Here is a 21,243-nt window from a genome sequence, read left to right as displayed (position 1 = left end):
GAGGATCTGTAGCGCACGCCACACCACCGAGGGAGCGAGTCCATGAGCGACGCCACCGACCACGCCGTCCCGGCCACCGGGGAGGCCGAGGGCGCTGCCGCGCCGCCGGCCGACGTGGGGGAGGCCCGCATCGCTCTGGCCGAGGGCTTCGAGCCCCGCACCCTGGAGCAGTGGACCGAGTCCGCTGCCAAGGTGGTCAACCGCGGCCGGCCCGAGGACCGCCAGCTCGATCTCGAGGCTGCCCTCGACGTGCTGCGCACCCGCACCCTGGACGACTTCGTCGTGGAGCCGCTCTACGACGAAGGGACCGCCCCGTCGATGCCCACCGAGGCGCCGGGCGAGTTCCCCTACACCCGCGGTGGCGCCCTCCGCCCCGCCGACCTGCCCTGGGACGTCCGCCAGGCGTTCGACGACCCCGACGCCGCCGCCACCGCCGAGGCGGTCAGCGCCGACCTGGAGCACGGCGTGAGCTCGGTCCACCTCGTGGTGGGCGCCGCCGGTCTCGCCGCGGAGGACATCGCCCGCGCCGTCGAGCCGGTCCTCACCGACCTGGCCCCGATCTCGCTGGGCTCCCCGACCGGTCGGGCCGACTCCCTCGCCGCCGCCCGGGCGCTGCAGGAGGCGCTCGCGGGCAAGGACCTGCTCACCCAGGCTCCCGAGGCCGCCACCCAGGGCTCCTTCGGCCTGGACCCGGTGGGTCACGGCGCCCTGGAGGGCCACGAGGGTCCGGTCACGCTCGACGAGGACACCCTCGCGATCGTGCGGGCGGCCCTCGAGCTGGCCGAGGGGCGCGAGCTCGCCCCGATGCGCGCGATCACCGTCGACACCCTGCCCTGGCACGAGGCCGGCGCCTCGCACGTCCAGGAGATCGCGGCCGCCATCGCCACCGGCATCGCCACCGTCCGCCTCCTCGTGGAAGCCGGCATCGCCGCCCGGGACGCCTTCCGCCTGGTGGAGTTCCGCGTCTCGGCGACGCAGCAGCAGTTCCCGACCATCGCCCGCCTGCGCGCGACCCGCCGCCTCTGGGCGCACGTGGCCGGGCAGGTGGCCCGCGCCGAGGGTGCCGAGTGGCACCTGGAGCCGGCCGTGGCCGCCGCCCGGCAGCACGCCGTGACCGGCCGCCGGATGATCACCCGCGACGACCCGAGCGTGAACATCCTGCGCAGCACCATCGCCTGCTTCGCCGCCGCCGCCGGCGGGGCCGAGGCCATCACGGTGCTGCCGCACGACACCGCCGCCGGGCTGCCGGACGCCCACAGCCGCCGCGTGGCCCGCAACACGCAGACCGTGCTGGCCGCGGAGTCCCACATCGGTGCCGTGACCGACCCGGCCGGCGGTGCCTACTTCGTCGAGGCCCTCACCGACCACTACGTGCGCCTCGCCTGGGCGTACGTGCAGGGCCTCGAGGCCGCCGGCGGCATGGAGGCGGTGACCGCCCGCGAGCTGCTCGCCAAGAACGTGGCCGCCGTGGAGGAGATGCGCACCGAGCGCCTCGCCACCCGTGAGCTGTCCGTCACCGGCGTCTCGCAGTTCCCGATGGCCGGCGAGGAGCCGCTGGAGCGTCGTCCGCGCCCGGAGGTGGAGCTGCCCGAGGGTGCGCTGCCGCGCTCCCACGACGCGCTGCCCTTCGAGGTGCTGCGCGACCGCTCGGCCGCCGCCGCGCTGGCCGGAGCCGCCCCGCGGGCCGCGCTGGTCTGCGTCGGTGCCCGCAAGGACTTCAGCCCGCGCGAGACCTTCGCCGCCAACGTCCTCCTCGTGGCCGGCATCGAGCCGGTCCTCGTGGAGACGGCCGACGCGGCCGGTGTCGACGCCGCCCTGCAGAACGCCTTCGGCGAGGACGAGACCCCCGCCGCCGCCGTCATCGCCGCCGCCCCGGCCACCAACACCGAGCACGGTGGGGCCGTGGCCGACGCGCTGCGCGCCGCCGGGATCGGTCACGTGGCCCTGGCCGGCAAGCCCGCAGAGCTCGGCGGGGCGGGGTCCTCCGTGGACTCGGCCATCGCCACCGGAGGCGATGTCATCGCCTTCCTCACGCAGCTCCTCGACCAGATGGGAGTCGCCCGATGAGCGCGCCCTCGTTCACCTTCCCGCAGTTCCACGAGATCCCGGCCCCCGAGACCGGCTCCGGCGCCCCCGCCGAGATGCGCACCGGTACGCACCTCGACGGTCCGGATGCGCACCGGTCCGCATCCGACGCCGCTGCCGGCCGCGAGCCGTGGACCACCCCGGAGGGCATCGACGTCCCGCCGCTGTACACCTCGGCCGACCTGGAGAGCGTCGACCACCTGGGCACCGTCCCCGGCGCGGCGCCCTACCTGCGCGGCCCGTACCCCACGATGTACGTGAACCAGCCGTGGACGATCCGCCAGTACGCCGGCTTCTCCACGGCGCAGGAGTCGAACGCCTTCTACCGTCGCAACCTGGCCGCCGGGCAGAAGGGCCTCTCCGTCGCCTTCGACCTGGCCACCCACCGCGGCTACGACTCCGACCACCCCCGCGTGGCCGGCGACGTCGGCATGGCCGGCGTGGCGATCGACTCGATCCTCGACATGCGCCAGCTCTTCGACGGCATCCCGCTGGACCGCATGAGCGTCTCCATGACCATGAACGGCGCGGTGCTGCCCATCCTGGCGCTCTACGTCGTGGCGGCCGAGGAGCAGGGGGTGAGGCAGGACCAGCTCTCCGGGACCATCCAGAACGACATCCTCAAGGAGTTCATGGTCCGGAACACCTACATCTACCCGCCCGAGCCGTCGATGCGGATCATCAGCGACATCTTCGCGCACACCAGCGAGAACATGCCGCGCTTCAACTCGATCTCCATCTCCGGGTACCACATCCAGGAGGCCGGGGCCACGCAGGATCTCGAGCTGGCCTACACCCTGGCCGATGGCGTGGAGTACCTGCGCGCCGGCATCGAGGCCGGGCTGGAGGTCGACAAGTTCGCCCCCCGCCTGAGCTTCTTCTGGGCGATCGGCATGAACTTCGCGATGGAGGTGGCCAAGCTCCGCGCGGCCCGCCTGCTGTGGGCCCGCCTGGTGCGCGAGTTCGACCCGCAGAACCCCAAGTCGATGTCGCTGCGCACGCACAGCCAGACCTCCGGCTGGTCGCTCACGGCGCAGGACGTCTACAACAACGTGGTGCGCACCGGCATCGAGGCGATGGCCGCCACCCAGGGCCACACGCAGAGCCTGCACACCAACGCCCTGGACGAGGCGATCGCGCTGCCGACGGACTTCTCGGCCCGGATCGCCCGCAACACCCAGCTGCTGCTGCAGCAGGAGTCGGGCACGACCCACACGGTCGACCCGTGGGGCGGCTCCGCGTACATCGAGAAGCTCACCCACGACCTCGCCCAGCGTGCCTGGGCGCACATCCAGGAGGTCGAGCAGGCCGGCGGCATGGCCAAGGCCATCGAGGCCGGGCTGCCCAAGCTCCGCATCGAGGAGGCGGCCGCCCGCACCCAGGCCCGCCTCGACTCCGGCCGCCAGGCCCTCGTCGGCGTCAACCTCTACCCGGTGGACGAGGACGAGCCGATCGAGATCCTCAAGGTCGACAACGCCAAGGTGCGCGCCGAGCAGATCGCCAAGCTCGAGAAGCTCCGCGCCGAGCGCGACGAGGAGGCCTGCCAGGCCGCTCTCCGCGCCCTGACCGAGGGGGCTCGCGGCGACGGCAACCTGCTGGCCCTGTGCATCGATGCCGCCCGGGCCCACGCCTCGGTCGGGGAGATGAGCGACGCGATGGAGGAGGTCTTCGGCCGCTACACCGCGCAGATCCGTACGATCTCCGGCGTGTACACCCAGGAGGCCGGACAGGACGAGCACATCGACGCCGCCCGCGAGGCCGTCGACGCCTTCGCCGAGGCGGAGGGTCGCCGCCCGCGCATCCTCGTGGCGAAGATGGGCCAGGACGGTCACGATCGTGGCCAGAAGGTCGTCTCCACCGCGTACGCCGACCTCGGGTTCGACGTGGACGTGGGTCCGCTCTTCCAGACCCCGGAGGAGGTTGCGCGTCAGGCCGTGGAGGCCGACGTGCACGTGGTCGGCGTCTCGTCGCTGGCCGCCGGGCACCTCACGCTGGTGCCCGCCCTCCGGTCGGAGCTCGACGCCCTGGACGGTCAGGACATCGCCATCGTCGTGGGTGGCGTGATCCCCGAGCAGGACTTCGAGGAGCTCCGGGCCGCCGGCGCGGACGCGATCTACCCGCCCGGCACGGTGATCGCCAAGGCGGCGCTCAACCTGGTGGAGACCATTCGCGAGCGCGTGGGCCTGGGCTCCGGGGCCGCGGACGCCGGGTCCGCCGAGGGCTGAGGGGTGGCTGCCGGGCTCGACCCCGAGGTGCTGGCGCGCGGCGTCCTGGCGGGCAACCGCCGGGCCGTCTCCCGGGCGATCACGCTCGTGGAGTCCATGCGCTCCGACCGTCGTGAGGCGGCCCGACGGATGCTGCAGCAGCTCATGCCGCACACCGGTGGGGCCGTCCGGGTGGGCATCTCCGGGGTGCCCGGGGCCGGCAAGTCGACCACCATCGACGCCCTGGGGCGGCGCCTCATCGATGCCGGGCACCGGGTGGGCGTGGTGGCGGTGGACCCGTCGAGCGCCCGCACCGGCGGGTCGATCCTCGGCGACCGGACGCGGATGGGCGAGCTGGCCAGCCGGCCGGAGGCCTTCGTGCGCCCCAGCCCCACCGGGGACCACCTGGGGGGCGTGGCCCGGGCGACCCGGGAGTCGATGCTCGTCCTGGAGGCCGCCGGTTTCGACGTGATCATCGTCGAGACCGTGGGCGTCGGTCAGTCCGAGGTGGCCGTCTCGGGCATGGTCGACACCTTCCTTCTGCTGGCGCTGGCCCGCTCCGGTGACCAGCTGCAGGGCATCAAGCGCGGCATCCTGGAGATCGCCGACGTGATCACGGTGAACAAGGCCGAGGGGGAGCACGCCCCGGAGGCCCGGGTGGCGGCGCGCGACCTGCGCCAGGCGCTGCACCTCATGCGCCCTGACGACACCCCGCAGGTGCTCACCTCGTCCGCGCTGACCGGGGAGGGGCTCGACGAAGTCTGGCAGGCGGTCCTGGACCACCGGCAGGCCCTGGTGGACGCCGGCCGCCTCGAGACCCGACGGGCCGAGCAGCAGCAGGCCTGGATGTGGTCGCTCGTGGACGCCGAGCTCCGGGCCGCGGCCCGGACCACCCCGTCGGTCAGGGCGCGGCGCCGGGAGTGGGAGGCCGCCGTGGCCGAGGGCGCGATGCCTGCGACCGAGGCCGCCGAGGAGATCCTCGCGGCGCTGCGCAGCGACTGGTCCCGTCAGGCCTGAGCCCCTCGGGTGGGCGAACCATCGCCTGCCCCCACCCGGGCCCACCGGACGTCCTTCGCCGTCTGGACGGGCCCTGGCGGGAACTGACCGCTGGACGGGAACGCCCTGGGAGTAGTGTCGAATCGTGAGTGCGACGCGCAGCAGTGCCTCTCCCGTCAACCCGTCCCCCGTCATCGAGGTCGAGAGCCTCGTCAAGACCTACGGCCGGTTCAACGCGCTGGACGGGCTCGATCTGCGCGTGGAGCCCGGTGAGGTCCACGGCTTCCTCGGCCCCAACGGCTCGGGCAAGTCCACCACCATCCGCATCCTGCTGGGTCTGGCCCGGGCCACGGGCGGGAGCGCCCGACTCTTCGGCCGGGACCCGTGGGCCGAGGCGGTGGGGCTCCACCGCCGACTGACCTACGTCCCCGGCGACGTCGCGCTGTGGCCGCGCCTCACCGGAGGGCAGTGCCTCGACGTGCTGTCCGCGGGCCACGGTGGCATCCCGGCGGCCCGGCGGGCCGAGCTGCTCGAGCGGTTCGCGCTGGACCCCACGAAGCGGGCCCGCGACTACTCCACCGGCAACCGCCAGAAGGTGGCCCTCGTCGCCGCCCTCGGGGTGCAGGCCGACCTGCTTGTCCTCGACGAGCCGACCTCCGGTCTCGACCCGCTCATGGAGCAGGTCTTCCAGCAGGTGGTCCGGGAGCGGGTCGCCGAGGGGGCCACGGTGCTGCTCTCCAGCCACATCCTGTCCGAGGTCGAGGCGCTGGCCGACCGGGTGACGATCATCCGGGAGGGGCGCACCGTCACCATCGGCAGCCTGGCGGAGCTGCGCGGTGCGACGAGCAGCCACGTCCACGCCGTCACCGTGCACGCCCCGGCCGGGCTGGAGGGTCTGCCCGGGGTGGGTGGCCTGCAGGTGCAGCCGGTGGCCGGTGCTGCGGCTCCGGGGGCGGGTGCTCCGCGCGGCACGGACACCCGCTGCCGGGTGGAGCCCGCCGCGCTGCCGCAGGTCGTGGGCAGCCTCCACGCCGCCGGGGTGCAGAGCCTGACCGTGGAGCCCCCGACCCTCGACGAGCTCTTCCTGGAGCAGTACGCCGGCTCGGGGGAGGTGCGATGAGCAGCACGGCGGGGTGGGGGCGGGTGCTCCTCCTCGGGTGGCGCTCCGGGTGGCGCGGGCTGGCCGCTTGGGTCGTGGGCCTCTGTGCGCTGATGGGGATGACGGCCGGCTCCATCGCCTCGGTCTACACCACCGAGGCCGAGCGCACGGCCTACGCGCGCATGGCCGGGAGCCCGGGCATGTCGGCACTGTCCGGCGACGTCGCCGGCGTCGACACCCTCGGCGGGATCACCGCCAACGAGTTCGGGCAGATCGCCGGCTTCGCGGTGCCGCTCATGGCCATCGCCCTGGTCGTCCGGGGCACTCGCACCGAGGAGCAGGCCGGCCGCCACGCCATGCTCCGGGCCGGTCCGCTGGGCCGTCTGGCTCCGCTGGCGGCCGCCCTGCTGACGGCGCTGGGAGCCCTCGCCGCGATGGCCGCCGGGAGTGCCGTCCTCATGGTGGCCAACGGTGCCGACGGGACGGGGGCGCTGTACTACGGGGCGGGGCTCTTCGCCCTCGGGGCCGTGCACGCGGCGGTGGCGGCCCTCGTCGCCCAGCTCGTGGGGCAGACCCGCGGCGTGTGGGCGGTCTCCCTCCTGGTGGTCGTGGTCGGTTTCGTCCTCCGCGGTGTCGGTGCCGTGCGGGGCGGTCCGTGGGGCTGGGCCTCGCCGCTGGGCTGGCTGGACGCGCTGCGCTCCTTCGGCGACGACCCGCGGTGGTGGCCGCTGGCCCTGAGTCTCGGCGTGTTCCTGGTGCTGACCGGGGCGGCGGTGGCGCTCGCCGCTCGCCGCGACCTCGAGGCCTCCCTGTGGTCGGCCCGCCCGGGTCCGGCGGGCGCTGGCGGGAGGCTGCGCACCCCGTGGGGCCTGGCCCTCCACGAGCACGGCCTGACCATCCTGGGCTGGGCGGTCGGCACGGCCGTGCTCATGGGCGCCTACGGGCTGCTCACCCAGCCGATGATCGACGCGCTGCGGGACATGCCCGAGCTGCAGGGATACCTCCGGGCCGCCGAGGAGGTCGTGGACACGGTCGTGGCCACCTTCGCGATGCTGCTCGGGGCCCTCGCGGTGGCGAGCGTGCTCCAGGCCGCCGGGGGACTGCGCACCGCGGAGGAGCAGGGGCTGCTCTCCCAGCAGCTCGCCGGACCGGTCTCCCGCACCGGCTGGTGGTGGACCCACGCGGTCGTCATCGCCCTGGGGGCGCTGCTGGTCGTCCTCGTCGGTGGCGCCGCCCTCGCCGGCAGCATCGTGGTGAGCACGGACGACGCGGGCCGCTTCGGCGAGCTGTTCGCCGCCGGGCTGGCGCAGCTGCCGGCGGTCGTGCTCTTCCTCGGTCTGGTGACGCTGCTGCTCGGCTGGGTGCCGGAGCACCGCGGCCTGGTGTGGCTGCCCTTCGCGGCGGCGCTCGTCATCGGCTGGCTCGGGCCGGCCCTCGACCTGCCGCAGTGGGTCATGGACGTCGCCCCGCTGACCGCGGTGGGGCAGGTGCCGGTCGACGACTTCCGGCTCGGCGCGGCCGCGGTCCTGGTCCTGCTGGGGGTGGTGCTCTCCGCCCTCGGGGCGATCGGCCTGCGGCGGCGGGACATCCCGCGGGTCTGAGACCGTCCCGCAGAGGGACTCCGGCCGTCGGTGGGGCCTGCCAGACTGGCCCCATGCCGAGCTATCGCGTCCTGGCCGAGGTGATGGCGGTCCGGGGTGAGACCCGGCCGACCGACGTGCTGAGCATCGCCCGCGACGTGGTCTCGCGCACCCACCTGGTGGAGAAGGTCTCGCTGGACATGCCCCGGGGCGTGCCGGTGGTGACGGTGCGCTGCGTGGTCCCGGAGTCGAACGACGACGCCGAGGACCACGAGGCCTTCGACCTGGCCCAGCGCTACCTGGTGGCGATGAGCGAGTTCGTGGACATGCGCCGGGTGGAGGTGCGCCGCCGGGTCAAGGGGCGCTTCGAGCCGATCGCCCGCCCGAGGGGGGCCGATGATTGACTACCTGAAGATGCTGCGGATCGACCCGGAGCGCAATCGGGAGGTCCTGCGGGCCCGGGAGGCGGCCGCAGCGCGCAACCCGCTGCCCCGGGTGGGCTTCTGGCCCTCCTTGGTGCGCCTGCTCGGGGCCGTGGTGCCGGCCTTCGGGGGCTCGGTCGGGTTCATGGTGCTCGTGCTGGGCCTCGTCCTGCTCACGATGTGGGCGGACGGCGACGCGATCGACCCCTGGGAGCTGTGGCACCTGACCGTCCTGGTCGGTGGGCTCATGGTCACGACGGGTTCCTTCCCGAGCATCCAGAAGGTGATGCAGGGGGTGCGGCTCTCCGGGGTGGCGCTCTTCGTCGCGTGGCTGGTGCAGGCCGCGCTCTGGGTGGCGGTGGCCCTGGCGTCCGGTGCCGCGATGCGGGGGTTGGCGGGCGAGGCGTTGGGCGATCCGGCCGGCTGGGGGCTGGTCGCCTGGCTGCTCATGGCCTACCTGCTGCTGAACACCCTGGGCCCTTGGTTGCTCACCCGCCTCTGGCGGCTGCCCATCTGGCTGGTGGTCGTCCTCGGCCTGGTGTGGGGACTCTGCTTCCTGGCCAGTTTGCTGGCCAGTCTGCTGGTGCTCATGGGCGACTACGGATGGTGGCTCTGGGTGATGCTGGCCTCGCCGATCGTGTCGCTTCCCGCCCTGCTGGCGCTGGCCCTGCGGCCGATGGACCATCTCCCGGCCCTCACCGAGGAGGAGCTGAGCTACGCCCTGGGTGCGGGGCCGCCGCGGGGAGGGCCGCATGACTGAGTCACCGAACCCCTTCGCCGACTACGCCGACCGCTTCCGGCGGCGGGAGCATGCGCGCCGTGAGGAGGAGATCCACCAGCCACCCCGCCGGGCTGGGTTCGGGGAGACGCTCCGGGTGCTGGCGGGGCCCTCGCTGGTGACGCTCTGCGGGGTCACCGCCCTGTGCGTCGTCCTGGGCGGGTTGTCCTGGCTGGGGCCCGAGGTGGGGCCGGGTGACGAGATGGGCCTGTGGGGTGTCCTGGCCGGGGCCGGGGGGCTGGGGGTCGCCGCGTTCCCGTTCAAGGGCTTCGCCCGGGCGATGGACGGCCGGCGCCTCAACCCGCTCGGGCTCTTCCTGGCCTGGGTGGGGCAGGCGGTGGCCTGGACGGTGCTGTCGGTCGTCCTCGGCGCCGTGCTGGTGCCGCTCCTGGGCGGCTCGCGGGGTGGGCCGGAGGGCCTGGGGTGGTTCCTCGCCGCGCCGCTGGTCCTGGCCTACATGCTGGTGGTCACGCTGGGTCTCTGGTCCCTGACCCGGACCTGGGAGTGGAGCCCCTTCGTGGCCGTCCCGCTGGTCGTCGTCGGGGCCTTCGGGTGGCTCGCCGCCCTGATGGCACTCGCCTTCACCGTCACCGGGTCCGTCGGGTGGTGGAGCACGGTGCTGCTCGCCCTGGGGATGCTCTCGCTGCCGGGACTCCTTTGGCTGGCCCACCGGCCGATGGACCACGTGGCCGTGGCGGGCGAGGCCGCGTTCGACGGACCGTTCGGATTCTGACCCGTCACCGAGCCCCTGTGACCTGCTTCACCGCCGGGAGTAGTCTCGAGTCATGAAGATCGCATTCCTGGGACTCGGAAACATGGGCGGCCCGATGGCCGCGAACCTCGTCAAGGCCGACCACGAGGTGATCGGCTTCGACCTCGTGCCGGAGGCTCGTGAGGCCGCTGCGGCGGCGGGCGTCTCCGTCGTCGAGACGGCCGCGGAGGCCGTGGCCGACGCCGAGGCCGTCATCACGATGCTGCCCAACGGCCAGATCGTGCTCTCGGTCTACGAGGAGATCGTCCCCGCCGTGCAGCGCGAGGACGTGCTCTTCATCGACTGCTCCACCATCGACGTGGACTCCGCCCGCAAGGCCGCGGACATGGTCCGCGAGGCCGGGCATTCCAGCATCGACGCCCCGGTCTCCGGTGGTGTGGTCGGCTCCGAGGCCGGCACTCTGACCTTCATGGTCGGCGGCAGCGAGGCCGCCGTGCAGCGGGCCCAGCCGCTGCTCGACGTGATGGGCCGCAAGACCGTGCACTGCGGCGACGCCGGCAACGGCCAGGCCGCGAAGATCTGCAACAACATGCTCCTGGGCGTGCAGATGATCGCCGTCTCCGAGGCCTTCGTGCTCGGGGAGAAGCTCGGCCTGGACCCGCAGGCCTTCTTCGACGTCGCCTCCACGAGCACCGGCCGCTGCTGGGCGCTGGACACCAACTGCCCGGTCCCCGGCCCGGTCGAGGGCTCCCCGGCCAATCGCGACTTCTCCGGCGGTTTCGCCTCCGGCCTCATGCTCAAGGACCTGGGTCTGGCGCAGGACGCCGCCGAGCTGGCCGGTGCCGACACCGCCTTCGGCCGGGCTGCGCGTGACGCCTACGCGCGCTTCGCCGAGATCGACGGCCCGAAGCGTGACTTCTCGGCCATCATCACGGCGATCCGCGACGGCCAGCTCAACGCCTGAGCCCGTCGCACGGTCGGCCCGGTGCGGCCTAGGGTGTGGGGGTGACCGACCACCAGCATCCCACCCCGCAGCCGCAGTACGGCCAGTACGCGCACTCCGCCCCCTACAGCCACGGGGGTCAGCAGCCCCCGCCCGGGCAGTCCCCGGGCGGGGGTTCGGCGTTCCAGCCGGGCATCCAGCCCGGGTGGTACGGCCCTGCCCCGCGCTACTCCTCGGTCCGGCCCGGTGCCGAGTACCAGGAGCTCACCCGGGGGCCCCGCTGGGCGTGGTGGCGGCCGCTGGCCTCCTTCGGCCTGCTCCTGCCGACGCTGCTCATGGCCTTCGTGGTCATGGGGATCGCCACCTTCGTCCCGCTGGCGATGTACCCCGACCAGATGGAGATCTTCGACCCCGCTGGCGGGGGCGGCGAGATCCCGGTGATGCGCCCGGAGACCTTCCTCGGGATGAACATCGGCCTGGCCGTCCTCATCCCGGTGGCGGTCTGCTGCATCGCCCTGGCCTTCTGGCTGCGGCCCGGGTACGTGCACTCGGTGGCCGGGCGCTTCCGGTGGGGGTGGACGCTGCGCTGTCTGGCGGTGCTCACCCCGTGGTGGCTGGCCTTCCTCGTGGGGGCCAATCTGCTGTCCGGGGAGGGCTTCGCCCTGGACCTGCACCCGCACGTGTGGTGGATGCTCGCCATCGTGCTGCTCACCACCCCCCTGCAGGCCGCGGGGGAGGAGTACCTCTTCCGGGCCTTCGTGCTCCAGTGGTGGGGCAGCTGGATCCCGTGGCGCTGGCTGGCGCTGGCTCTGGCCACGCTCACCTCGACGGCGCTCTTCGCCCTGGCCCACGGGTCGATGGACGTGTGGGTGCTGGCCGACCTGGGCCTCTTCGCGGCGGTGGCGGTCTTCCTCACCGTCCGGACCGGTGGCCTCGAGGCCGCGGTGGCGATGCACACGGTGAACAACGTGGTGCTCATGGTGATGGCGCTGGTCTTCGGTGGCTTCGAGGACAGCTTCGTCTCCACCGACACGACCTCGACCCCGTGGGCGCTGCTGGTGACGGTGCTGCTCCAGGGGGTGGGGCTGCTGCTCGTGGAGTGGCAGTGGCGCCGGGCCGGTCACGCGCGCCGCACCGCTCCGGCGGACGTCCCGGCCTCCACCCCCGGGCAGGACGCGGGAGCGCTGCTGGCCGGATCGCGCTGAGCCAGCCCGTCCGCCGGCCCGAGGGGCCCTGCGCGTGCCGAGAGGCCGGGACCCGTGAAGGTCCCGGCCTCTCGGCGTGTGCGGACGACGACCACCACCCGGCTCGTCCGCCGTGCACCGCGTGGGCCCCTGCGCCCGTGCGATGCCCCCACCATATCCCGGCCCATTAGGTGAGGCAAGCCTAAGTCTTGGTGTCTGTGCGGGGTCGGCTCCTGCCGGGGCGTCGCAGGGGTGCGTCAAGGGGTGCCGATCATCGGTGTCGACCTGCCTGCGAGACTTCGCCAAAGGTGCCGCGGCGGAGCGGCACCTCCGAGCAGAGGAGGTCCCCCATGAGGATCGCGTTGCTGGGAGCCGGCACCGTCGGCTCGTCCGTCGCCCGGATGCTGTGCGCCGAGCCCGAGCTGTGGGGGGAGCGGGCTGGTCGCCCGATCACCCTCGCCGGCATCGGGGTGCGCACCCCGGACCGTGAGATCGAGGGTGTGCCGGGCGAGCTGTTCACCACGGACTTCGAGGGTCTCGTCGACTCCGCGGATCTCGTCATCGAGGTCGTCGGGGGTCACGACCCGGCCGGGGGCTGGGTGCGCCGGGCGCTGGGTGCCGGGACGCACGTCGTCACCGCGAACAAGGCCCTCATCGCCACCGACGGGGTGGAGCTCCACGCGCTGGCCCGGGCGCACGGTGCGCGACTGCGCTACGAGGCCGCGGTCGGTGGGGCGATGCCGGTCGTGGCGATGGTGGCCGACAACCTGGCCGGTGACCGCATCCTGGGGATGCGCGGCATCGTCAACGGCTCCACCAACTACGTCCTGACCCGGATGGAGCGCGACTACCTGTCGATGGAGGAGGCCTGCGGTCTGGCCTCCGACCTCGGCTACCTCGAGGCCGACCCCTCGGCGGACCTCGACGGGCACGACGCCGCCAACAAGCTGGCCATCCTGGCCCGGCACGCCTGGGGCGGCGACTTCGGGCCGGAGGCGGTCGACTGCACGGGCATCCGGGAGGTGACCTCCGAGGACGTCCACGCCGCGGCGGCCGAGGGGGCGGTCATCAAGCTCATCGCCCGGGCGGTCGGGCCGGCCGGGCCCGGTGACCTGCCGACGCTCACGGTGCGCCCGGAGCGGGTGCCGCGCACGGAGACCCTGGCCGGGGTCCACGACGGGGACAACCGGGTGATCGTCGACTGTGCGGCGGCTGGGCCGATCGAGGTGGCCGGCATGGGGGCTGGTGGGGACGCCACGGCCTCGGCCGTCATCGCCGACGTGCTGGCCATCGCCCGCGCCACCGCCTGACGGGATCCCCCCGCGCCCATTTCGCGCCAGGTGCGTTTGGCTGCGTTGTGGCGCGGGGGAGTGCACCTCGCGTGAGGAGGGGGTGGCGGGTGCGGGGTGGCTGGTGGGTCAGCGGCGGGAGACCTCCGGCAGGCGCAATCCCAGCACGGCGCCGGCGACCCCGAGCGCGGTGAGCATCGCCAGCGGCCACCAGGGGCTCACCCCGGCCAGCAGGCCGGCCAGGCCGCCGGTCACGAGCAGCACCACGGCGATGAGGGTGTTCGCCGCCGCCGTGTAGGCGGTCCGGGTGTCACCCTCGGCCATGTCCACCAGATAGGTCTTGCGTCCGGTCCGCACGCCGGTGTGGAAGAGCGTGACGAGGAAGTAGGCCCCCGGCAGGACCCAGGCCATCACGGTGTCGCCGGTCAGGGCGGCCAGAGCCAGCGTGGCCACGAGCACCACGGACGCGGCCGTGGCCCCACCCACCATGAGCAGCCGGCTGGACCGGTCGGCCAGTCGTCCGGACACCCGCCCGCCGAGCAGGGAGGCCACGCCGGTGCCGAGGACGAAGGGGGCCAGCCCGGTGAGCGGGCTGGAGCTCTGCTGGGCGGAGGCCGCCACGAGGAAGGTGGGCGCCAGGGCGGTGATGAGCAGCAGGGCACGCACGGTGACGAAGTGCCGGAAGTCCGGGGCGGTGCGCCACAGGGTCCACGGGGCGGCCGGCGGCCCGTCGCTGCTGTCGGCGGACGGCGGCTCCTCCACGCGCAGCCAGGCCCAGGCCGTGAGCAGGAAGAGTGGGGCGGCCAGGGCGGCGACCCCGGCCAGGTGGCGCGGGTCGGTCCCGCCGCCGGAGAGGCGCAGCCCCACGCCGAGGGTGAGGGCCACGAGCCCCGCCACCACCGTGGCGGTGCCTGTGAGCTGCCCGCGCTGCCCCTTGGGGATGGTGCGGCCCTGGCTGTCCTTGCTCGCCAGCGAGGTCACCGCCCGGCCGGTGGCCAGCACGGCCAGCCCGGCCAGCACCCCGAGGCCGACGGCGACTCCGGAGGTCAGGGCCAGGCAGAGGGTGATCGCCACGGCCCCGACCGCCTGCACGAGCGCCCCGAGGGCCACGAGGCGGTGGCGCCTCGCCCAGGAGCGCACCCAGGGGGTCATCGCGGCCTGCGGCAGCATCGACCCGGCCTCGCGGACCGGGACGAGCAGGCCGACCGCCCATCCCGGCGCGCCGAGGCCGGTGAGCGCCCAGGTGAGGACGGTGGGGGCGTGGACCACCTGGTCGGCGGCGTTCATGGCCGAGGTGGCCCCGAGGATGCGGGTGCCGTTGCGGGGCAGGGCGCGGCGGGCGGCGGGGTCGAGCGCGTCGGCGCCGGCGGACGGGTCCTCGACGATGCGCTCCCACACCCGGTTGCTCGGGTGCTCGGCGCTCATCGCTCCTCCTCGGGGCGGTCTGCCAGGAGGGCTGCGATCGAGTCGCCGAAGGTCTCCCGGGCTGAGGGACCCAGCAGGGCGGACTGGACGATGTACCCCTGGGCCAGGGCGAGCAGGGCCGGGGTCGCACGGGTGGCCCGGCGGGTGGCCTGCTCCTCGTCCAGGTCCTCGTCCTGCTGGTACCAGGCCGCCAGGTAGTGCTGGGCGCCCCGGGCGATCTCGGCGAAGACCTCGCCCCCGAGATCCTGCAGGCCCTGCTCGCGCCCGACGAGGGCCCAGATCTCCAGCACGAGCGCGCCCTCGCCGGGCTCGGGGAGCTCGGCGAGGAATCCACCCAGGGCCACGTGCGGTGGTGGGACGGGCGTGCGCTCGGCGATCTCGGCGAAGGTCGAGGTGCGGCGGCGGATGACCTCGAGGGCCACCGCGGCCACGAGCTCGTCCTTGCCGGTGAAGTAACCGTAGATCGCGCCGGCGGAGAGCCCGGACTCCTCGATGACTTGGGACATGGAGGTCCCGGCCAGGCCGCGGCGCAGCATCACCCGGCGGGCCGAGTCGACGATGCGGGCGCGCTGCTGCTCGCGACGGGCGGGGGTGAGGCGGGGCATGGGGAGATCCTACAAAGAGAACGATCATTTTGCGTGGCTGGGGGCGCGGGGCTACGATGCAGAACGATCGTTCGTTATGGCGTTGGTTCTCTCGGCGCCCGGTCTGACAGGAGCACCATGTCCCCCCGCCCACAGCACCCACCTCGCCGCCACCGAGCGCGTCGACCGTCGCAGTCCGTGGTCTGCCGCCCTGCGCACCGCCATCCTGTCCGCGGTCCTCGTGGCCCTCGTGATGCTGGCCTTCCTCTGGCCGACCGTGACGTCCACGCCCCAGGGCCTCCCGGTCGCGGTCGTCGGCACCCCGCAGCAGGTCGACCAGGTCACGCAGGCCATGGGCCAGCGGGCCGCGGAGTCCGGCGAGGAGCTGCCCTTCGAGCTCGAGCGCGCGGACTCCCGTGCGGTGGCCGTCCAGCGCATCGAGGAGCGGGAGCTGTACGGCGCCCTCGTCCTGCCCGCCACCCCCGGTGACCGGGTGGAGGTCCTCACCGCGAGTGCCGCCAACGCCTCGGTCGCGCAGATGCTGCACTCCGCCGGGTCCGGCCTCGCCACGGGGTCCGCGCAGCAGGCCGCCGCCCGGGCACCCGAGGCACAGCGGGCGCAGATCCTCCAGCGGGCGCTCGCCGGCCCGCAGGTCACCGACGTGGTGCCGCTCTCGCCGGACGACCCGCGCGGCGCCGGCCTGGCGGTCGCCTCCCTCCCGCTCACCATCGGTGGGCTGCTCGGTGGTGTGCTCCTGTCCAACAGGCTGCGCGGCACCTGGCGGCGGATGGTGGGGGTGCTCTCCTATGCCGCGCTCGGTGGGCTGCTCATGGTGGCTGTGCTCGACTGGTGGTTCAACCTGCTGCCTGCCCCGAGCCTCCCCCTGTGGGGGGCCATCTCGCTGAGCCTCCTGGCGACGGTCGCCCTCATCGTGGGGCTGCACAGCGCCATCGGCGCCCCGGGCATCGCGGTCGGGGCCCTGCTCACCATGCTGCTCGGCAACCCGATCTCCGGGGCACAGGCCCCCGCGGAGTTCCTGCCCGGGGCGTGGGGTGCCGTCGGCCAGCTCTTCGTCCCGGGCGCCACGGGAACCCTGGTGCGCGACATCGCGTACTTCCCCCAGGCCCCGGCGCTCGTGCCGTGGCTGACGCTGGCCGGCTGGGTCGCGCTGGGCCTGGGGCTCATCGCCGTGGGTCACCACCGGACCGGTGGGCACGGGCGCGTGCTCGTGGAGGCCCGGTGACCCCGGCCTCGCGGGTGGCCGCCGGGACGGCGCAGCCCCCGGCCATCAGCGTGCGGGGGCTGCGCGTGGTGCGGGGCGGGCGCGAGGTGCTGCCCGGCATCGACCTCGACGTCCCGGCCGGGCAGGTGATGGGCCTGCTGGGCCCCTCGGGCAGCGGGAAGTCGACGCTCATCCGCAGCATCGCCGGCGTCCAGCGGGTCGCCGGCGGAGAGGTGGAGGTGCTCGGCGAGCCGGCCGGGTCACCGGCGAACCGGGGACGGGTGGGCTACGTGACCCAGGCCGCCTCGGTCTACGAGGACCTCTCCGTCCGGGCCAACCTCCGCTACTTCGCCACCCTGGCGGGGCACCCCCGCACCACCCGGGAGGCGGTCGTGGAGCGGGCCCTGGCCGAGGTGGACCTGGCCGACCACGCCGCCGCCCGAGTCGACGCGCTCTCCGGCGGGCAGCGCTCGCGCGTCTCGCTGGCGGCCGCCCTCGTGGCCGACCCCGAGGTGCTCCTCCTCGACGAGCCGACCGTGGGGCTCGACCCCGTCCTGCGCCGGGACCTGTGGGGGCTCTTCGCCCGCCTGGCGGCCACCGGGCGCACGCTGCTCGTGAGCAGCCACGTCATGGACGAGGCGATGCGCTGCGACCGCGTGCTCCTCCTGCGGGAGGGGCGGCTCCTGGCCGACTGCACCCCCACCGACCTGCTGGCGCACACCGGCGCCCCCGATGCCGAGTCGGCCTTCCTCCGGCTCGTCGAGACCGAGGAGACCCGATGAACCCCACCCGCACCCTGGCGACGGCCGGGCGCGTCCTGCGCCAGCTGGTCGGCGACCCGCGCACGATGGTGCTCCTGCTCGGCGTCCCGGCCGGACTGCTGGCCCTGCTGGGCTGGGTCTACGAGTTCAGCGGCCTCTACGACCGGGTGGGCGCCGTGCTGCTGGCGATCTTCCCCTTCACCGTGATGTTCGTGGTCACCTCCGTCGCCACCCTGCGGGAGCGGCAGTCCGGCACCCTGGAGCGGCTCCTCACGACACCCCTGCGGCGCGGGGAGCTCCTGGCCGGGTATGCGCTCGCCTTCGGGGTGATGACCGTGTTCCAGACCGCGGTGACCGCGGCCGTCGCGGTGCTCGTCGGGCTGAGCTTCGCCGGTCCGTGGTGGGCGCTGCTCCTGGTGGCCCTCACCGCCTCGTCGCTGGGGACGGCCCTCGGGCTGCTGGCCAGCGCCTTCGCCCGCACCGAGTTCCAGGCGGTGCAGTTCATGCCCGCCTTCGTGCTCCCGCAGGTGCTGCTCTGCGGGCTCATCGTGCCGCGGGAGGCGCTCCCGCGGGTGCTCGAGCTGGTGAGCACCGCCCTGCCGCTGAGCCACGCCGTCGAGGCCGTGACGGTGGTCCGCGACCAGGCGCGGATGGGGGCCGACCTCGCCGAGCCGCTGGCCGTGCTGGCGGGGATGGCCCTGGCGGCCCTCGCGCTGGCCACGGTGACGCTGCCTCGACGGACTCCTTGAGCCGGTGTGCATCTGGTGTTCACCCGGCGCTCATCGCGGGGTCAGGTGTGCCACCTAGCGTCACCACGCCCCTGCACCCTCCCCTCAAGAGAAGACTCATGACCACCCCCTCCACGCCGTCCTCGGTCGGCCGTCGCACCGTCCTCGGCGGCGCCGCCGCCGGTGCCGCCCTCACCCCGCTGGCCGCCCTCGGTGCCCGTGCGCAGGGCAACGGTGGCGGCCACCAGATGCGCAAGCGCCCCCACGGCCCCGACTACGGCCCGCTCCACCCGGTGAAGGACGAGACCACCGGGCTGGAGCTCATCAGCCTGCCCAGGGGCTTCGAGTACATCTCCTACGGCTGGACCGGCTCGATCATGGACGACGGTCGCCCCACCCCGGGTGCCCACGACGGCATGGCCGCCTTCCGCCAGGGCGACCAGGTCCGCCTCGTGCGCAACCACGAGCTGCGCAGCGGCGACGGCGCCTACCACCCCACCCACTACGACCCGACCGGTCCCGGTGGCACCACGACCATCGTGTTCGACCCGGACGCCGGCAAGTTCGTCGAGTCCTACGCCTCGCTGGCCGGCACCGCCGTGAACTGCGCCGGCGGCCCGACCCCGTGGGGCACCTGGCTCTCCTGCGAGGAGACCTTCTACACCTCCGAGACCGGCCAGCGCCACGGCTACGTCTTCGAGGTGCCCACCCACGGCGTCTCCTCGGCCGAGCCGCTCACCCAGATGGGCCGCTTCGTGCACGAGGCCGTCGCCGTGGACCCCTCCACCGGCATCGTGTACCTCACCGAGGACGCCACCCCCTCCGGCTTCTACCGCTTCCTGCCCAACCGTCCGGGCGACCTGGACGCCGGCGGCGAGCTGCAGATGCTGCGCATCGAGCGCGGCGAGGGTTCCTACGTCACCTACACCGACGGCACGGGCGAGCGCTACCAGACCTCCTGGGTCACCATCGACGAGCCGGACCCGGCCGACGACGGCGTGCGCACCGTGCAGCAGGGCATCGCCAAGGGCGGCGCCCAGTTCGCCCGCCTGGAGGGCGCCTGGTGGGGCAACGACGTGGTGAACATCGTCTCCACCAGCGGTGGCCCGGACGAGAACGGCCAGGTCTTCACCTACGACCCGCGCACCGGCGAGCTGGTCATCCTCTTCGCCTCCCCGGACGAGACCGTCCTGGACAACCCGGACAACATCTGTGTCTCGCCGCGTGGCGGCATCGTGCTCTGCGAGGACGGCGGCGGTGACTCCTACCTGCACGGTCTGACCACCGACGGCGAGATCTTCCCGTTCGCCCGCAACGAGGTCGTCATCCCGCGCTCCGGGATGGCTGGCAGCACGGTCGAGGCCGGGGACTACCGCACCTCCGAGTGGTGCGGCTCGACCTTCGAGCCGAAGAACGGCAACTGGCTGTTCGTGAACATCCAGACCCCGGGCATCACGCTGGCCATCACCGGCCCGTGGCGCAAGGGCTCGCTGTGAGCTGACCCCGCTCCCCGGAGCCGCCGCGACCGCTTGGAGGGGCGCGGCGGCTCCGGTGTGTCCGGGGAGTCAGGCCGCGGGGGCGTCCTCCGGCTCGGGGTCGGTGCTCGGCGGGTGGGGCAGGGCGACCAGGAAGAGGGCGCTGGCCATGGTCACCAGCCCCACCACCACCAGGGCGGGGCGGATGCCGACGAGGCTGCCCAGCACCCCGCCCAGGGCCATGGCGGCGGCGCTCACCGCCCGGTTGAGGGTGGCCCAGGCCACGATCACCGGGGCCAGCAGGTCCCCCGGGGCGGCGTCCATCCGCACCCGGCTGAAGGCCGGGTTGAAGAAGCCCGCCGCGAGGAGCAGGCCGAGCTGCAGGCCCACCACCACGGCCAGCCCGGCCAGCCCGGTGGGCACCAGCGCCAGCGGGGCGATCCACAGGGTGCGCGCCACCCCCGAGGCCAGCAGGACGGGGCGCCGTCCGAAGCGCCCCATGAGGCGGTGCACGACCATCCCGGCGAGGATCCCCCCGAGGCAGGGCAGCCCCTGCGAGAGCCCGAACTCCAGCGCCGAGAGCTCCAGGGTGCGCAGCAGCAGCAGGTCCACCAGCGGGGTGCTGGCCATCGACCCGGCCGTGAAGAGCAGGGCGTTGCCGAGGAGCCGGCGCAGCAGCGGGCTGCCGGCGATGGTGCGGTAGCCCGCGTCGGCGCGGGGGCGCTCGCGGGGCGCTGGGGGATCCCACGCCATCCCGGCCACCCCGCGGGCGGCCACGGCGCTGCCCAGGGTGAGCACGGCGACGGTCAGCAGCGTCACCTCCACCCCGAGGGCGTCGGTGAGCAGGCCGCCGAGGGCCGGGCCGATGATGGTGGCCGTCCAGGCGATGGCCTCCTGACGGCCCAGGGCCTCGTCGAGGTGCTCCCCGGCCACCTGGCGCATCGCCGGCGCGATCCGGGCCGCCTGCAGCATCCCGGCGGCGGTCTGGAGGCAGAGCGTCACGCCGAGGTGGACGAGGGTCACCGCCGCGAGCCAGCCCGCGACCGCCAGCGAGGCGGCGGCCAGCGCGGCGACGAGGGCCGAGCCACCCAGCACGGTGGCCGGGTGCGCACCGGCGGTGCGCGGGGTGGCGAGGTTGGCCAGCAGGATCCCGAGGAAGGTCCCCAGGCCGAGCAGGAGGCCGAGCTCGGTCCCGGTGGCGTCCAGGTGCCGGACGGCGATCCAGGCGATGGCGCCGGTGCCGGTCCACGAGCCGAGCTGGCCCAGGGTGAAGACGGTCAGCAGCCGCCGGAGGTGCAGGGGCATGAGGGGGAGCCTGCCAGCGGGGGCCGACAACCACGGGTGGCCGGGCGGTCCGCAGCCACGGCGTGTCGCCCGCCCTCCCGGGCTCCACAACATCTGGTGGTGGCAGGTCGGGTGAATCACCGTATATGGTGCTCTTGCTGGTCCTCCCCGGCACCGCCGCCCGGCGGGTCACCTCGTGGTGACCCCGTGCGCGGCACCGCAGGGGAGGGGCAAGAGGGAACCCGGTGCGAGTCCGGGACTGCCCCGCAGCGGTATTCGGGAACGACCGCCGTCAACGGCACTGGGTGCAGCCAGCACCCGGGAAGCGACGGCCAGTAGGTCCACGTCCGGCCAGGCCGGACGCCTCGGCGACGAGGACGCCCGTGAGTCCGAAGACCTGCCAGCGCCCGCCCGGGACCCCGGGCGGTGACGTCGAGCCGCGCGGGACGGCTTGCGGACGTGTCGACCCCGG

18 protein-coding genes and 1 riboswitch are annotated in these 21,243 nt (G+C 74.1%); of the genes, 15 read left to right on the top strand and 3 right to left on the bottom strand.

The window, feature by feature from the left end; genetic code table 11:
• The first annotated feature begins 42 nt into the window (after nucleotides 1-42).
• The 11 genes from CFT82_RS04420 to CFT82_RS04370 all read left to right on the top strand — a co-directional run bounded on the left by CFT82_RS04420 (nucleotide 43) and on the right by CFT82_RS04370 (nucleotide 13,313).
• Nucleotides 43-2,067, top strand: a complete 2,025-nt coding sequence (locus CFT82_RS04420) for a methylmalonyl-CoA mutase family protein (RefSeq protein WP_088817813.1) — start codon at nucleotides 43-45, stop codon at nucleotides 2,065-2,067.
• Complete coding sequence (gene scpA, locus CFT82_RS04415) at nucleotides 2,064-4,310, top strand: methylmalonyl-CoA mutase (protein ID WP_200815043.1); 2,247 nt, start codon at nucleotides 2,064-2,066, stop codon at nucleotides 4,308-4,310. Before CFT82_RS04420 ends, scpA begins: the two co-directional genes overlap by 4 nt.
• 3 nt (nucleotides 4,311-4,313) lie before the next feature.
• Nucleotides 4,314-5,306: a methylmalonyl Co-A mutase-associated GTPase MeaB gene (meaB, locus tag CFT82_RS04410; protein WP_088817812.1), complete on the top strand. Its 993-nt coding sequence runs from the start codon at nucleotides 4,314-4,316 to the stop codon at nucleotides 5,304-5,306.
• A gap of 124 nt (nucleotides 5,307-5,430) precedes the next feature.
• A complete protein-coding gene (locus CFT82_RS04405) occupies nucleotides 5,431-6,405 on the top strand; it encodes an ABC transporter ATP-binding protein (RefSeq protein WP_015780131.1) in 975 nt (324 codons plus the stop codon).
• Nucleotides 6,402-7,985: an ABC transporter permease gene (locus CFT82_RS04400; protein ID WP_088817811.1), complete on the top strand. Its 1,584-nt coding sequence runs from the start codon at nucleotides 6,402-6,404 to the stop codon at nucleotides 7,983-7,985. Before CFT82_RS04405 ends, CFT82_RS04400 begins: the two co-directional genes overlap by 4 nt.
• A 53-nt stretch (nucleotides 7,986-8,038) precedes the next feature.
• Complete coding sequence (locus tag CFT82_RS04395; protein ID WP_088817810.1) at nucleotides 8,039-8,368, top strand: hypothetical protein; 330 nt, start codon at nucleotides 8,039-8,041, stop codon at nucleotides 8,366-8,368.
• Nucleotides 8,361-9,146: a hypothetical protein gene (locus tag CFT82_RS04390; protein ID WP_088817809.1), complete on the top strand. Its 786-nt coding sequence runs from the start codon at nucleotides 8,361-8,363 to the stop codon at nucleotides 9,144-9,146. The genes CFT82_RS04395 and CFT82_RS04390 overlap by 8 nt, the downstream gene beginning before the upstream one ends.
• Nucleotides 9,139-9,897, top strand: coding sequence for a hypothetical protein (locus CFT82_RS04385; protein WP_143469482.1), 759 nt, complete (start codon nucleotides 9,139-9,141; stop codon nucleotides 9,895-9,897). The genes CFT82_RS04390 and CFT82_RS04385 overlap by 8 nt, the downstream gene beginning before the upstream one ends.
• A 52-nt stretch (nucleotides 9,898-9,949) precedes the next feature.
• A complete protein-coding gene (mmsB, locus tag CFT82_RS04380; RefSeq protein ID WP_088817807.1) occupies nucleotides 9,950-10,840 on the top strand; it encodes a 3-hydroxyisobutyrate dehydrogenase in 891 nt (296 codons plus the stop codon).
• A gap of 41 nt (nucleotides 10,841-10,881) precedes the next feature.
• Nucleotides 10,882-12,024 (top strand): CPBP family intramembrane glutamic endopeptidase, encoded by a 1,143-nt coding sequence (locus tag CFT82_RS04375; RefSeq protein WP_088817806.1) that lies wholly within the window; start codon nucleotides 10,882-10,884, stop codon nucleotides 12,022-12,024.
• 329 nt (nucleotides 12,025-12,353) lie between these two features.
• On the top strand, nucleotides 12,354-13,313 hold the full coding sequence (locus CFT82_RS04370) for a homoserine dehydrogenase (protein WP_088817805.1): 960 nt from the start codon (nucleotides 12,354-12,356) through the stop codon (nucleotides 13,311-13,313).
• Between the two features lie 108 nt (nucleotides 13,314-13,421).
• On the opposite strand, the gene CFT82_RS04365 is transcribed toward CFT82_RS04370, so the two are convergent.
• Both CFT82_RS04365 and CFT82_RS04360 read right to left on the bottom strand, forming a co-directional pair.
• On the bottom strand, nucleotides 13,422-14,717 hold the full coding sequence (locus CFT82_RS04365) for an MFS transporter (RefSeq protein WP_088817804.1): 1,296 nt from the start codon (nucleotides 14,715-14,717) through the stop codon (nucleotides 13,422-13,424).
• Nucleotides 14,714-15,322 (bottom strand): TetR/AcrR family transcriptional regulator, encoded by a 609-nt coding sequence (locus tag CFT82_RS04360; RefSeq protein ID WP_088817803.1) that lies wholly within the window; start codon nucleotides 15,320-15,322, stop codon nucleotides 14,714-14,716. Before CFT82_RS04360 ends, CFT82_RS04365 begins: the two co-directional genes overlap by 4 nt.
• A 76-nt stretch (nucleotides 15,323-15,398) precedes the next feature.
• Here CFT82_RS04360 and CFT82_RS04355 point away from each other — a divergent pair, with 76 nt between their 5' ends.
• The 4 genes from CFT82_RS04355 (at nucleotide 15,399) to CFT82_RS04340 (ending at nucleotide 19,508) form a co-directional block, all read left to right on the top strand.
• The gene (locus CFT82_RS04355; RefSeq protein ID WP_143469481.1) at nucleotides 15,399-16,544 is read left to right on the top strand and encodes an ABC transporter permease; all 1,146 of its coding nucleotides are present in this window, start codon (nucleotides 15,399-15,401) and stop codon (nucleotides 16,542-16,544) included.
• Nucleotides 16,541-17,305 (top strand): ABC transporter ATP-binding protein, encoded by a 765-nt coding sequence (locus tag CFT82_RS04350; RefSeq protein ID WP_234994262.1) that lies wholly within the window; start codon nucleotides 16,541-16,543, stop codon nucleotides 17,303-17,305. Before CFT82_RS04355 ends, CFT82_RS04350 begins: the two co-directional genes overlap by 4 nt.
• Nucleotides 17,302-18,033 (top strand): ABC transporter permease, encoded by a 732-nt coding sequence (locus CFT82_RS04345; RefSeq protein ID WP_088817801.1) that lies wholly within the window; start codon nucleotides 17,302-17,304, stop codon nucleotides 18,031-18,033. The genes CFT82_RS04350 and CFT82_RS04345 overlap by 4 nt, the downstream gene beginning before the upstream one ends.
• Before the next feature lie 98 nt (nucleotides 18,034-18,131).
• On the top strand, nucleotides 18,132-19,508 hold the full coding sequence (locus CFT82_RS04340; protein ID WP_088817800.1) for an alkaline phosphatase PhoX: 1,377 nt from the start codon (nucleotides 18,132-18,134) through the stop codon (nucleotides 19,506-19,508).
• Nucleotides 19,509-19,577: 69 nt separating this feature from the next.
• Here the strand turns inward: CFT82_RS04340 and CFT82_RS04335 are convergent, their stop codons facing one another.
• Nucleotides 19,578-20,792, bottom strand: a complete 1,215-nt coding sequence (locus CFT82_RS04335) for an MFS transporter (protein WP_159461856.1) — start codon at nucleotides 20,790-20,792, stop codon at nucleotides 19,578-19,580.
• 214 nt (nucleotides 20,793-21,006) lie between these two features.
• Nucleotides 21,007-21,170: riboswitch (cobalamin riboswitch) on the top strand.
• Nucleotides 21,171-21,243 lie beyond the last annotated feature (73 nt).

The organism is Kytococcus aerolatus, from assembly GCF_900187395.1.
Classification (GTDB): domain Bacteria; phylum Actinomycetota; class Actinomycetes; order Actinomycetales; family Dermatophilaceae; genus Kytococcus; species Kytococcus aerolatus.
Note: the sequence above shows the minus strand (reverse complement) of the source record. Positions and strands in the feature narration are given on the sequence as shown.